Source organism: Salegentibacter sp. 24, assembly GCF_004362395.1.
In the GTDB taxonomy this organism is placed as follows: domain Bacteria; phylum Bacteroidota; class Bacteroidia; order Flavobacteriales; family Flavobacteriaceae; genus Salegentibacter.
The window spans coordinates 62,905-76,622 of sequence record NZ_SNWE01000007.1; the positions used below are offsets into that span (position 1 = coordinate 62,905).

The 13,718-nt window shown below is 32.1% G+C and carries 15 protein-coding genes; 14 read left to right on the plus strand and 1 reads right to left on the minus strand.

What is annotated here, in order from left to right; translation table 11 throughout:
* Positions 1-3 precede the first annotated feature (3 nt).
* The 14 genes from DET49_RS06585 to DET49_RS06650 are packed head-to-tail and all read left to right on the plus strand — an operon-like array spanning position 4 to position 12,513.
* On the plus strand, positions 4-951 hold the full coding sequence (locus DET49_RS06585; protein WP_133547311.1) for a DapH/DapD/GlmU-related protein: 948 nt from the start codon (positions 4-6) through the stop codon (positions 949-951).
* Positions 941-1,483: a DapH/DapD/GlmU-related protein gene (locus tag DET49_RS06590; protein ID WP_133547312.1), complete on the plus strand. Its 543-nt coding sequence runs from the start codon at positions 941-943 to the stop codon at positions 1,481-1,483. Before DET49_RS06585 ends, DET49_RS06590 begins: the two co-directional genes overlap by 11 nt.
* Positions 1,483-2,406: a glycosyltransferase family 2 protein gene (locus tag DET49_RS06595; RefSeq protein ID WP_133547313.1), complete on the plus strand. Its 924-nt coding sequence runs from the start codon at positions 1,483-1,485 to the stop codon at positions 2,404-2,406. Before DET49_RS06590 ends, DET49_RS06595 begins: the two co-directional genes overlap by 1 nt.
* Entirely contained in the window at positions 2,403-3,107 is a 705-nt protein-coding gene (locus DET49_RS06600; RefSeq protein WP_133547314.1) for a class I SAM-dependent methyltransferase, read from the plus strand. Before DET49_RS06595 ends, DET49_RS06600 begins: the two co-directional genes overlap by 4 nt.
* Before the next feature lie 8 nt (positions 3,108-3,115).
* On the plus strand, positions 3,116-4,216 hold the full coding sequence (locus tag DET49_RS06605; protein WP_133547315.1) for a glycosyltransferase: 1,101 nt from the start codon (positions 3,116-3,118) through the stop codon (positions 4,214-4,216).
* A gap of 44 nt (positions 4,217-4,260) precedes the next feature.
* Positions 4,261-5,241 (plus strand): glycosyltransferase family 2 protein, encoded by a 981-nt coding sequence (locus DET49_RS06610; RefSeq protein WP_133547316.1) that lies wholly within the window; start codon positions 4,261-4,263, stop codon positions 5,239-5,241.
* Position 5,242: 1 nt separating this feature from the next.
* Positions 5,243-6,190, plus strand: coding sequence for a glycosyltransferase family 2 protein (locus tag DET49_RS06615; protein WP_133547317.1), 948 nt, complete (start codon positions 5,243-5,245; stop codon positions 6,188-6,190).
* Positions 6,187-7,419 carry a glycosyltransferase gene (locus tag DET49_RS06620; RefSeq protein ID WP_133547318.1) on the plus strand — a complete coding sequence of 411 codons (1,233 nt, stop codon included), beginning with the start codon at positions 6,187-6,189 and terminating at the stop codon, positions 7,417-7,419. The genes DET49_RS06615 and DET49_RS06620 overlap by 4 nt, the downstream gene beginning before the upstream one ends.
* Before the next feature lie 29 nt (positions 7,420-7,448).
* Complete coding sequence (locus DET49_RS06625) at positions 7,449-8,177, plus strand: class I SAM-dependent methyltransferase (RefSeq protein ID WP_133547319.1); 729 nt, start codon at positions 7,449-7,451, stop codon at positions 8,175-8,177.
* Positions 8,170-9,117: an alpha-1,2-fucosyltransferase gene (locus DET49_RS06630; RefSeq protein ID WP_133547320.1), complete on the plus strand. Its 948-nt coding sequence runs from the start codon at positions 8,170-8,172 to the stop codon at positions 9,115-9,117. The genes DET49_RS06625 and DET49_RS06630 overlap by 8 nt, the downstream gene beginning before the upstream one ends.
* A gap of 10 nt (positions 9,118-9,127) precedes the next feature.
* The gene (locus tag DET49_RS06635) at positions 9,128-9,964 is read left to right on the plus strand and encodes a glycosyltransferase family 2 protein (RefSeq protein ID WP_133547321.1); all 837 of its coding nucleotides are present in this window, start codon (positions 9,128-9,130) and stop codon (positions 9,962-9,964) included.
* A gap of 11 nt (positions 9,965-9,975) precedes the next feature.
* Entirely contained in the window at positions 9,976-10,752 is a 777-nt protein-coding gene (locus tag DET49_RS06640) for a class I SAM-dependent methyltransferase (RefSeq protein ID WP_133547322.1), read from the plus strand.
* Between the two features lie 5 nt (positions 10,753-10,757).
* Positions 10,758-11,549, plus strand: a complete 792-nt coding sequence (locus DET49_RS06645; RefSeq protein ID WP_133547323.1) for a hypothetical protein — start codon at positions 10,758-10,760, stop codon at positions 11,547-11,549.
* Positions 11,550-11,559: 10 nt separating this feature from the next.
* Positions 11,560-12,513 (plus strand): glycosyltransferase family 2 protein, encoded by a 954-nt coding sequence (locus tag DET49_RS06650; protein WP_243729553.1) that lies wholly within the window; start codon positions 11,560-11,562, stop codon positions 12,511-12,513.
* On the opposite strand, the gene wecB is transcribed toward DET49_RS06650, so the two are convergent.
* Positions 12,487-13,575 (minus strand): non-hydrolyzing UDP-N-acetylglucosamine 2-epimerase, encoded by a 1,089-nt coding sequence (wecB, locus tag DET49_RS06655; RefSeq protein WP_133547324.1) that lies wholly within the window; start codon positions 13,573-13,575, stop codon positions 12,487-12,489. The genes DET49_RS06650 and wecB overlap by 27 nt on opposite strands.
* Positions 13,576-13,718 lie beyond the last annotated feature (143 nt).

The following is a 13,718-nucleotide window of genomic DNA, read 5'->3' on the forward strand; positions in this document are numbered from 1 at the left end:
CTAGTGAAAATTTCTTTTGTTGATATTAAAATTTTTTTAAATAAACATGGTATTCCGTTCCAGGTTATTGGCGATGCCAAGGAAAATTATATTGTTGCCTCTATATATAACCCTGTAAAAAATGGATTTTATTTTTTACAAGCTTCAAATGATATCCCCAATTTTTCAGATTCTATTATTCTAACAGATTTTATTAATAAACCTTTTAATGGTAATGTCATTTTAAAAATAAATGAATCGCCCCAAGTTGTTTTTTATAAAATTCTAAATGAGTATTTTAAGGAGGTTTCTAGTGGAGAAGTATGTTCATCTTCAAAAATCCACAATGAAGCAATTATTGGTAAAAATGTTCAAATTGATTCCTTCGTTGTAATAGGAATAAGTGAGATTGGTGATAATTCTATAATAAAAAGCAACACTGTTATTAATGATAACTGTAAAATCGGTAAAAATACCATAATAGAATCAAATTGCTCCATTGGCGTTCGTGGAATTGCTTGGGTTTTTGAAGGCCAAGGTAATAGAGTAAATCAACCACAATTGGGAGGTGTTACTATAGGTGAAAATTGTATTATTGGTGCTAATAGTGCAATAGCCCGAGGTTCCTTAAATGAGGATACAAGAATTGGTGATCAAACGGTTATTGCTCCAGGAGCTAAAATTGGACATGGTGTAATAATTTCTGAAAGAGTACATTTATCTAATAACGTTTGTGTTGCTGGTAATTCGAAAATAGAAGAAAGGTCCTTTATAGGAAGTGGGGCTATAATTTCCTCAAAAACAGTTATAAAAAAAGGAACCATAGTAGGGGCAGGAGCAATGGTGAATAAAAATTTTGAAAAGGAAAATTCTACTTTGATTGGTGTGCCAGCAAGACCAGTTAAAAAGGAAAAAAGAAATATTAACAAAGGAGTACCAGCTACATTAAGAAATATAAAAGATGAAGAATAGTTTAGTGTCATCCAGTGCAAAATTAGGACCAAACGTTAAAATTGGATTATTCTGCATAATTGAAGATGATGTGGAAATAGGAGAAAATGTAGTAATTGAAAATTATTGTTTATTGAAGAGAGGAGTAAAAATCGGTAAAAACACTGTTATAAAAAGTTATGTTGAGCTTAGAGAAGATACCATAATTGGAGCAGATTGTTATATCGATTCAAAAGTTTCAAGTTCTGGGTATTGTAATATTGGGGATAGGGTTACACTCAGATATGAATCTATTTTAGCTAGAGGTGTTCAGATTGGAGATGACTGTTATTTCAGCCCTCGTGTTATGACAAATAACTTAGATGATGAGATGAACCAAATAGGTGGAGCCAAAATTGGAAAAAAATGTTTCATAGGTACAAATGCTGTAATTCAACATGGTATACAAATAGGGGATAATGTTATCATAGGGGCAATGGCTTTCGTGAACAAAGATTGTGATAGTCAAAAGACTTATGTGGGAATACCTGCAAAATTGTTAAAGCAAAATTAATGACCATCCAAGACTTTTTAAAGGCTTACCAAAAAAAGGAGGTAAATTCATTTAAAAATTCTTCCGTTGAAAAACCGTTGGTGTCCGTGTCTATTGTTACCTATCAACACGTAAATTACATCAAAGAATGTCTGGATGGAATCTTAATGCAAAAAACCAATTTTCCCTTTGAGATTTTATTAGGGGATGATGAAAGTACTGATGGTACAAGAGAAATTTGCTTGGAATATGCCAGAAAATACCCTGAGAAAATTAGATTCTTTCTCCATCACAGAGAGAATAATATTAAAATAAACGGCGCCCCCACAGGGCGATTTAATTTTATTTATAATCTTTTTACAGCAAGAGGGAAATACATCGCTTTATGTGAAGGTGACGACTACTGGACAGATCCTTTAAAACTTCAAAAACAGGTTGATTTTTTGGAGGAGAATGAGGGTTATGAAGGTTGTTTTCATAGTACTTACATAAAAGATGAAATAAATAAAATTGAAGAAAAACTTTGGAGGGATTATACAAAGTGTGTTTTCACCATAGAAGACACTCTTTCAAAGTTATCTTTATTTCATACCAGTTCATTTTTATTTAAGAGAGAAAACCTATTGATACCCAAATGGTTCACCAGCATTGTTAGTGGTGATATGGCCTTATTTGCATTAATTGCTTCCAACGGTTTGCTTTATTTCATTAACGAGCCGATGAGTGTTTACCGAAAAAATGAGGGAGGTGTAACAAATTCGTTAAGTTTAATTAATTACCATACAAGTAGAATTGAGTTATTTGAGAATTTAAACAAAGAATTTGATTTTCAATATATAACTACGATTTCAGCTATTATTAGTTATCACAAAAATGAGCTAAAACAATGCAATGAAAGCAGACTAAGTCATTTAATCAAAAGAATCCAGAACAAAATTAAATGAAAAGTGATTTTATAAACATACAGCTTGAAAAATCAAATCTTGATATTTATTATATAAGAACTTCTATTTTTAACGCTTTAAAAAAAGCTTTACCGTTATTTCAAGGTTCAGTTTTAGATATAGGTTGCGGAAAGATGCCGTATAAAGAATACATATTAAATCACTCTAAAGTTGTAACCTACACCGGTCTTGATATTGAAACAGCACGTGACTATGATGCTAATATCCAACCTGATTTCACCTGGGACGGGATATCTATGCCCTTTAAAAGTGAAAGTTTTGACTGTGCTTTTGGAACAGAGGTTTTAGAACATTGCCCGGAGCCTGAAATTGTATTAAAAGAAATACATCGAATATTAAAACCAGGGGGCATTTTCTTTTTTACCGTACCTTTTCTTTGGAACTTGCATGAAGTTCCAAATGATGAATATAGATACACACCTTTTGCTTTGAAAAGGCATTTTAAGAATAGTGGGTTTAAAGAAGTAGAGCTTAAGGCCACAGGTGGATGGCATGCTTCCATTGCCCAAATGCTGGGTTTATGGGTTCGCAGAAGTCCCCTGTCTGCGAGCAAGCGCAAATTTCTTTCCTGTCTTTTAAAACCCGTTATTAAGTATTTAATTAAACTGGATAGACCAAAACAAGTGCAGTTTAAAGAAGGACAAATGATTACGGGAATCAAAGGTGTAGCCAAAAAATAATTTTATAAATGAATATAGCCCTTATCTCTCCTTCCAGAAATGCCTATTCCGAAACTTTTATCCAGGCCCACAAGGAAAGGTTAAATGGAAACATTTTTTATTATTACAATGGAGAAGTACCTACAGAATTAGAGGGCGGAGTGGTAATTAATTCACGTAGTAAACGAATTCTCGATATTTTTAAAGGCCATTTCAGGCTGAACCGTTTTTCATTAGCAGAGCAAGCGGTAATTACTTCGTTCAGGAAAAACAATATAGACCTGGTTTTTGCCGAATATGGAACTACCGGAGAAGCTCTTCTTCCTATTTGTAAAGAATTACAAATTCCAATAATTGTTCATTTTCACGGCTTCGATGCCTCAAGGAAAGAATTGATTAAGGCAAATGAGAGTTATTATAAACTGTTTGATTACGCAAGTTATGTAGTAGTAGTTTCGAACCAAATGTACCGGGACCTGCTTAAAATGGGCTGCCCGGAATCTAAACTTGTTTTTAATGTTTATGGTCCACGTGAAGACTTTTTAGAAGTTAAACCAACTGTTAAAAAACAGCAATTCATAGCTATTGGGAGGTTCACAGATAAAAAAGCCCCATATTACCTTATTCTTTCATTTATTAGAATTAAAAAGAAATTTCCAGAAGCCAGGATGGTACTAGCAGGGGATGGGGAATTATGGAATACCTGTAAGAACCTCATACATTACTACGGGCTGGATGAAAATATTTCTATGCCTGGTGTTATCTCTAAAGACCAATATATAGAATATTTAAAGTATTCTTTGGCAATGGTACAACATAGTATAACAGCTGAAGACGGGGATAGTGAAGGGACTCCGTTAGCAATCCTTGAAGCTTCAGCTGCGGGTTTGCCTGTTATTTCAACAAAACATGCGGGCATAACGGATGTAATAATCGATGGAAAAACCGGCTTATTAGTTGAAGAACATGATGTAGTTGGAATGAGTAAAAAAATGCAGGAACTTCTTGAGAATAATAGCCTGGCAAAAAAAATGGGCAAAAACGGAAAAGATAATATCTCAGTAAATTTTTCTTTGAATAGGCATATAAAGGTACTTGATGATTTGATAGAAAAAACTCTTAAAGTTTAAATCATTTATTTAAAACTTCATCCTTTAAGAAAGATTCTTAAATTGTGCAAAAATCATTTTTAATGGAGCCTTTGGTTTCAATCATAATCCCCACCTATAATCGGGCTCACCTTATCGGTGATACCATAGGATCTGTGATTACACAAAGCTATTCAAACTGGGAATGTCTCATAGTAGATGACGGTTCTAACGATTATACAGAGGAACTATTGAAATTTTATAGCGAGAGGGACGGCCGGATTGAATTTCATAAAAGACCTAAAGACATACCAAAAGGAGCAAATGCCTGTAGAAATTATGGTTTTGAATTGAGTAAAGGGGAATTTGTAAATTGGTTTGATGATGATGATGTGATGCTACCGGAATTCCTTCAGAAAAAGGTAAAGAAATTTGAAAAACTAAAAAAACTGGTTATTTGTTCCGGGATTTTCACAAATGAATTTCTAAAAAAGACGGGGCGAATGAAAATTATCCAAGATGAAAGAATATTTCACAATTATCTTTTATGGCATTCACAGATAATTACCAATTCGGTAATGTTTCGAAGATCTTATTTGGTTGGAACGAAGTTATTTGATGAGAGTCTAAGTAGAGGACAGGAGGCTGAATTTTTTAGTCGAATATTTTATTCTTTAAAAAGAAATGAATACGACCTCATACCTTACGGCTTGTTTCTATACAGGCAACACGCTGATACTAAAACAGAAAAGAATAAAGATTATATACCATCCTTTAAGTCCTCACAAACTAGTGTGATTCTCAAAAACTTTCAAAGAAGTTTGAGTTTAAAAGATAGAGTTTTAATTAATTATCTTTATGCTGAATTAATAGAACTGTTTTCTCAGGGTATCAAAAATCATCATGATTCTAATTCATTTAGAATTCTGTTTTTTTTAATCCCAGAAGTATTATTATACAACTTAAAATTATCAGCTGAGCTTCTTTTGTATGGAGTTATTGCGATATTAAAGAAGAAGATAAGTTTTGAAACATATAAACGTCTTAAAAGAAACATCATAAAATAAGATGAAAGAATTAGTTTCTATAATCATACCTTCTTATAATCGCCATGATTTCCTGAGTGAAACATTAGAATCTGTAGTTCTTCAAACTTATAAGAATTGGGAGTGTATTGTGGTAGATGACGGGTCTTTAGACTACACCCAAGAATTGATAGAATTTTATTTAAAAAAGGATGAGAGGATTAAGTTTTTTTGCAGACCTGAAACAAAACAAAAAGGAGCGAGTTCTTGCAGAAATTTTGGTCTTTCAAAAGCTAAAGGAGAATTAATTCAGTTTTTAGATTCAGATGACCTTTTAGGAAGAACCAAGCTGGAAGAGCAAGTAAAATTTTATAAACCAGGAGGCCTATCCCTATTTATCTGTAAATGGGGTTGGTTTAAAAATAGTAATGATCTCTATAAAAGATTTAAAAAAGACTACCATAGCTTTCGAAATTTCAAAGATAGTGAGAACTTATTAAGTATTTTTGGATTGCACGATGAATATCTTCCTATTCATAACTATCTTATTCCAATGCGATTGATAATAAAAGCAGGTGAATGGAATGAAGACTTAAGCAATAACGATGATGGGGAGTTTATGACTCGTATTATCTTGAACTCGTCTAACATTATTTATACAGAAACAGCCGAGGTTTTTTATAGGTATGATAATAATGATAAGCTCAGCGAGATCTCAACTAAAGAAAAAATCGATAGTTTTATTTCAAGTTGGAAGCTTATCGCAAACCATGTTTTGGAGGGTTCTAAACAAAAGCGAAATCCTTATGTTGCAAGAGCTAAAAATAACCTTTATAAGAAATTAAAGGATATAGCTCCAGATCAGATTGAGAAGGAGAAAGATTTTCTTAAGGGTAGAATTAATTTTGATCGTAAATATATTAGAAACTTTTATATAGTATTGGAAAAGTTAGGTTTGAAGAAGTATGAATTAACTTCGTTTAAAAAATGAAAAGATCCATACTTTTTAAATTATGGACTTTTCCCGGAAGTTATGAAACCTTCCTGGTAAATCAAATTGGCACCGCAATAACTTGTGGTTATGATGTAAAGATACTTTTGAAGGATACAAACTATCTTAAAAATAGCCGACATAAAGACCTTATAGAAGAACTACAGCTCGAGAATAAACTTATAATTTCAAATTATAAAATTCCTTCCAGTAAATTTTTTAGAATCATTAAAAGCTTGATTTTAATTATACGAAATGTACATCGGCTACGTCCCTTACTTAATTTTTTAAAGGAGCACCGTAAGTTTGAATTGATTAACATTTATAAATTTCATTTTTATAAAAAGCTTACGGATTATGATATAATTCATGTGCAATATGGTACCAATGCAAAACCACTCGATATACTTAAGAAAACTGGAGTTTTAAAATCCAGACTAATTGTTTCGTTTCATGGTCATGACCTCCACTTTCCAATTAACAATAAAATACACGAATTAAATTATTACAATAACCTATTTTTAAACGCAGACATATTAACAGTAAATACTCCCTACTTAAAGACCTTACTTTTAAAATATAATGCGCCACAGGAAAAAATAAAGGTAATACCAGTGGGTGTTGATACAGAATTTTTCATAGTATCGGATCAAAAAAAGAGAACCGACATATTTAAAATCATAACGGTGGGTAGATTGGATAAGTTAAAAGGCCAGGTCTATGGAATTGAAACAGCAAAAATATTACGTGATAGTGGCTATAATTTTACATATACAATAGTAGGTGATGGACCCGAATTTAATTTTCTTTCGCAATTAATAAAAAAGTATGATCTGGAAAATTATGTGACAATGATAGGAGAGAAGTCACGGTCGGAAGTACGGGATCTTTTAAAGAGCCATGATATTTTTTTAATGACCTCGGTTGCAGGTCCTCGTAATGCTAAAGAAGCCCAGGGTTTGGTCACAGCTGAAGCACAGGCAAGTGGTTTGCCAGTTATCGCTTTTGATTCAGGAGGAGTGAAATATACAATTAAGAATGGGGAGACCGGTTTCTTAGCACCTGAAGGTGATACAAGGATAATGATGAATTATATAAAAACCTTAATTCAAAATGATCAACTTCTAGATCGGATGTCCCAGGCAGCTGTGAAGTATGTTGATATGAATTTTGCTCAAAAAAAAATAAATAAAACCTGGCAAGAAGTTTATAATGCCTTAGTTGATTAAAATTTCATTGATTAATAAGCGAAAATAATATGTTTTTTTCAGATAGAATAAAGTCCATTAATCCAACCGATCGAGTTTTAGAAGTTGGACCTGGTGCCACACCTCATCCTCGCTCAGATATATTTCTGGAATTAAATTATGAGGATGAAAGAGAAAGAATTGCACAATCGGGAAATGTTGGTTTATTGAATACTAATAAGGAAATAGTATATTATGATGGAGGAAAATTTCCATTCGAGGATAAAGAATTCGATTATGTTATTTGTTCACATGTTCTTGAGCATGTTCCTGATGCAGATGAATTTCTGAAAGAGGTACAAAGGGTAGGTCGCAAAGGATATTTAGAGTTTCCCACAGTGTATTATGACTACTTATATAATTTTCCTGAGCACCAATTATTTTTATTTGAGAATATGGGAGTAATTTATTGGATGACTAAAAAAGAGAGTGGATTACAAGATTTTAATGCAATTCAAAAATTCTTTAATATATCCTGCGAACTTAAATACTACGAAACGATTAATAATTTTAAGAATTATTTCTTTCAAGGGTTTGAATGGGAAGAAGTTATTATCTCTCAGAAAGTAAACGACTTACAGAAAATCACATATTCAGAAGACCAAATAAATTTAGAACCATATTGTTTTTCAGAGGAAAGGGCCAGAAAAATTTACCCCCTTATTTCGTTTAAGAGTTTCTTAAAATTCAAAATCGAAAAAAAGATTAAACAATTTAAACGAAAATTTAAGGATGCCTAATAAAATAAAATCATTTAAAACACCTGGGCAGATAAGTACAAAGAAGCAAAATATTATTATAAAATTAAGTGGTGGTTTGGGAAATCAAATGTTCCAGTTTGCCGTTGCTCAAGTTTTAAGCTATAAAACAAACTCTAAACTTCTCCTGGATAAAGAATTTTATAAGTCTACTAATATGTTCAGCAATCATACTGTTAGAGAATTTGAATTGGATATCTTTAATTTGGAGTATTCTGAAGCACAGCCAGAGGATATTTCTAGGTTTTTGCAATTATCCTTTTTAGATAAATTACGAAAAAAATTAAACCTTAACTATCCTGAAACTTATAGAGAAGGTAAATTTTACTGGGATAAAAACCTACTTCAGCGAGAGCCACCAATATATTTAATTGGTTATTTTCAAAGCTATAAGTATTTCAAGGATTATGATATCTTATTAAAAGATATCTTTAAATTTCCTATTGAAAATTTGGATGACAGAAATAAGGAAATTATGGGTAAAATATTAAAAAAGAGTAATTCGGTCTCTATTCATGTAAGAAGGGGAGATTACGCTGAGGATTCTGTTACTAGAGAATATCATGGTCTATGTGATAAAAATTATTATTTAAAGGCTCTTGATCTCCTCAGTAAAAAACATAGTGATTTGAATTTGTTCTTTTTTTCTGATGACATTGAGTGGGTGAAGAAAGAATTTAAAAATTTACCTTTCCATAAAACTTTTGTGAATTTTAATAGAGGGAAAAACGGTTGGATCGATATGTTATTAATGAGTAATTGTCAAATCAATATTATAGCTAATAGCTCATTTAGTTGGTGGGCTGCTTATTTAAATATCAATATTTCTAAAACTGTGATTGCACCAAAAAGATGGTTTGCGAATAATAAAAAAGAAAAAGAAACGCTTGATTTAATTCCACCAAATTGGGTTAGATTATAAAGAATATTAAATGAAATCTTCTCTTCCTTCTGTTAGTATAGTCATTCCTTGTTATAACGATTCAAAGTATATAGAAACAGCGGTAGAATCAGCCTATTCTCAAAAACTGGAAAATTTAGAAATTATTATAGTAGATGATGGATCAGATGAAAAAACCAAGCTAGTTCTACAAAGCTTACGCAGTAAAATAAATAAAATAATTACTCAAACCAATCTCGGCGTTAGCGCAGCGCGAAATGCCGGTATTAAAGAAAGTTCTGGTGATTATATTTTGGTTCTGGATAGTGATGACTTTTTTGAGCCAGGTTTTTGCAAAAAGGCATTGAGGGCCTTCCAGACAGGGGATAATGTCCGTCTGGTCACATGTTACGCAAAATGGTTTATTGATAGTACTAATTACCAAATTCATAAGCCGGCTGGAGGGGAACTCAAAAATTTCTTATATCGGAACTCGGCTTTAAGTAATTCTATGTTTTTAAAAAAAGATTGGAGAAAAGTTGGTGGGTACGATGAATCAATGAAAGATGGATGGGAAGACTGGGAATTCTTTATAAGATTGCATAAGGATGGGGGTAATACAATTGTAATTCCTGAAGTGCTTTTTCATTATCGAATGAAAAAAAAATCCAAAACTAGTATTGCAAATCAGAATAGGTATGATTTGTTGAATTGTATTCTTGAAAAGCATTCAGATCTATATAAAGACAGATTTTCTGAAACTATAACTTACTTGATAAATGAATTAAAAAAGGAGGAAGCAGCAAGGAAGAGAGTTCAGAAAAAAATGGATTACAAAATCGGGCGTTTTGTTTTAAGCCCTGTAAGGTTTCTCAGAAGCTTATATTAATAATAACTTATATGATTTTAAAAAAAGTCCTGAAAAATTTAATACCTGAATACATGCATTCGAGTTTCAGAAAGCAATACTTTAGTTTTAAGGGCTTTATTTATAAAAAGGACCTTAGTCGTTTGGCAAAAATTCATCAATGTGATAAATGGGGCACCCATTTTTATACTCCTCATTATCATAAACATTTCAAGAGTTTCAGAAAGGAAAAAATTAACCTTCTCGAAATAGGGGTAGGAGGTTATAAAAAGTCTCATAGGGGAGGTGCTTCTTTAAGGATGTGGAAAGATTATTTTAGAAAGGGCCAGATTTATGCCTTGGACATCTATGATAAATCTTCTCTTCAGGAGGACCGCATAAAGATTTTTAAAGGTGATCAAACTGATACAACCTTTTTAAAACAATTGACCGAAAACATAGGAAATATAGATATTATTATTGATGATGGTAGTCATATGAATTCGGATATTATTAAAACTTTCCAGTTTTTATTCCCCATTCTAAAAACCGAAGGAATATATGTTGTAGAAGATTTACAATGCTCCTATTGGCCCTGGTATGGCGGGAATAGTAGAGATTTAACGGATAGTAATACTGCTATCAATTACTTTAAAAAATTAGTTCATGGATTAAATTATTCCGAATTTATCCAACCAGGATATAAGCCAACTTATTTTGATAAGAATATTATTTCCATTCATTTTTATCACAATATTGTATTCATTCACAAAGGTGAAAACGATGAACCATCTAGTTTTTTAAAAGATAATACACTACCAAATAAATAAAGAAATTGAAGTTACAGGGGGAGATAGCAATAGTCACTACAGTTAACAACTGGGAGCTTTATAGAAAAACATCCCATAGTTTTCCACCCGAAGTCATTAGATACGTTATAGATGGCCGCAATCGATTTTATGGTTTAAAAAGTTTATTATTTATTCTTAAAAAATTAAGGACCAAAAACCTTACATGGTTGATAATGGTTGATGAGGATGCTGTTGTCTCTTCGGCAGAGAATCTATTTGCACTTATTCATTTTATGAGTGTAAATAATTATACTGCCTGTGGAATGCGTGATGGAGGTGAAATAAAATGGAGGAATTTTAGTCCTCATTCTATTAATACATTTTGTAGTATTCTTAACTTAAAAGATATTTATAAAATTTTTGATCAAAATGAGATTTTGCAAAATCAATTTATTCGAAATAATGAGTTTTCCTGGAATCTTGAAAATCTCAAATATAAAAACTATAGAAGGAATAGCCTGTTTGAAGAATATTATTGTTTTTTCTTTTGGTTATTAAGGAAGAACAAAAAAATTTATTATTTAAAGGCAAATAATCCCTACCATGATGAGACAACTGCTTTAATGAATCATAATAACAAGGTTTTTCTTTATCACGCATGGTATTCTCGATTCTATGGAAAAGACGAGAAGCATACCCACAGAATAAATAAGATGATAGAATTGGGAGAAGCCAATCCAATTAATCCTTCCCCACTTCTTTTAAAAAACCCTGCATATAAATTGCGTTTCTTAGCTTATAAATATTACAGACGATTCTTGAGAAAATTTTTATAAGAGAATTAAAATGATGAAATCCCAGATTAAAATTGGACCAAAAGTCTCTATTATAATGGCAACCTTTAATCGTTTTCATTATATCAGAGAAACTCTAATCTCTATTAGAAATCAGAGTTTTAAGGATTGGGAATGTTTGGTGATAGATGATGGGTGCACGGACAAAACAAAAGAGCTGATAGAAAATTTGGCAGTCCAGGATAGCCGTTTTATTTACTTGAAGAGACCGTTTAATTACAATAAAGGGTTATCAGGATCTCGAAACCATGGTCTTGATTTTGCGCGGGGAAGATATTTAATCTTTTTTGATGATGATGATATTGTTCATCCAGAGAATCTTAGTATTTGTCTCGAAGTGTTGCAGAATAACGAATGGAATTTTTGCAGGTATAATAAAATGCCTTTTGTCACTCCGCATTTTGATAAGAAATTTAATCCCGTAAAAAAGATTAGTCCTTTATTATTTCAGCTGTCGGATCTCCATAAAATGATTACTGGGAAAATTCCTTTCGCCTCGTGTTGTGTAATGTGGAAAAAAGAATGTTTTGAAAAGGAGCGATTTAATGAGAAACTGATGTATGCTGAGGAATGGGAGTGTTACAGTCGAATTTTAGCAAAAGGTTATATTGGTGTTTCTCTGGATAAGGTGCTATACTATAATCGAAAACATCCTAATTCAAATACAGGGGAATTTCACAATAATAATCCGGTTCGTGTAAATTCAAAAATTAATGCCACTATACTCATAATAAGTAATCTAGCTTCTAAAAATTTGATTAATTCGGAGATAAAAAATTTTTTTTTGCGGTTAGGTTTTGATTTAAAATCTTACAGAATAATAAAATTAATATTAGACAAAAGTAAAGCTGATTTATGGGAGAAAATAAAGTACAAAACAGGTTATTTGATTTATCCATTTCTAAGACCTATACTCAAATTAAAAGCAAAAAGAAAGACGATTTAATATTTTAATTATTCTTCCTCCGGTTTTACCGTCCCAAGATTCAGGAATTTTTCCTTTTTTCCACTTACCATTAAACAACTTTTCTAAGGTTGGAGCAATAGTTAAAGGATCAGTTCCAAGCAACTCATTGGTGCCCTCATTGATAGTTTCCGGTCTTTCCGTGCTATTCCTTACGGATAGACAAGGTACTCCAAGAACCGTAGTTTCTTCGGTAATACCACCGGAATCAGTAATTACTGCTTTTGCTCGTTCTACCATATAATTAAATTCCAAATAACTTAAAGGCTCAACAATATAGAGATTCTCATTTTGGCAGGTGCTTAATTTTAATATGTTTGCTGTTCGGGGATGAACAGGAAAAATTACAGGGAGGTTTCTGGAATGGTCAAGAATAGTTTTAATTGTAATTTCCAAGTTTTTGATCTCATCAACATTACCGGGTCGGTGAAGGGTTAAAATAATGTAATTCCCTTCTGTGAGTTTCAATTTTTCCCAAATTGAAGGCCTGCGAAATTTATTTCTAAAATTCAATAAGGTATCTATCATAGTGTTGCCTACAAAGAATGTATTGTCTTCCTCTTTACCTGTGTTCAAAAGTAATTGCTTCGCTTCTAATGTAGTGGTAAAACAATAATCACTTATACTATCAATTAAAATACGGTTTATTTCTTCTGGCATATTCCAGTCAAAAGAACGTAATCCGGCTTCGACATGAGCCACTTTTACTTGCATTTTTTTCGCTGTGATGGCACAAGCCATGCTGGAATTAACATCTCCCACCACTAGGCAAAGCCCGGGTTTTTCATTTATAAGGATTTTTTCATAAGCAATCATTATTGCGCCGGTTTGAGCAGCTTGAGAACCACTCCCAACTTCCAAATTAATATCAGGTTTTGGTATACTAAGATCTCTAAAGAAATTACCACTTAGAGACTCGTCATAATGCTGGCCGGTATGGATTAAACGATATTTAATAGGATGTTCTGATTTTTCGATAGCGTGAATAATGGCAGCTATCTTAACAAAATTTGGCCTGGCTCCGGCAATAAGATCGATTTTCATCAAAAAAGGTTCAGTATAAACGAAGGTAATAATTATATTTAATCCTATGAGTGCTTAAGTTGCACTTTACTTTTAAGCTTAATAGTAATTGATTTTCGATAATTCTAACTATTGGAAATTGAAGGGAGAAGTGATAGCTTTAC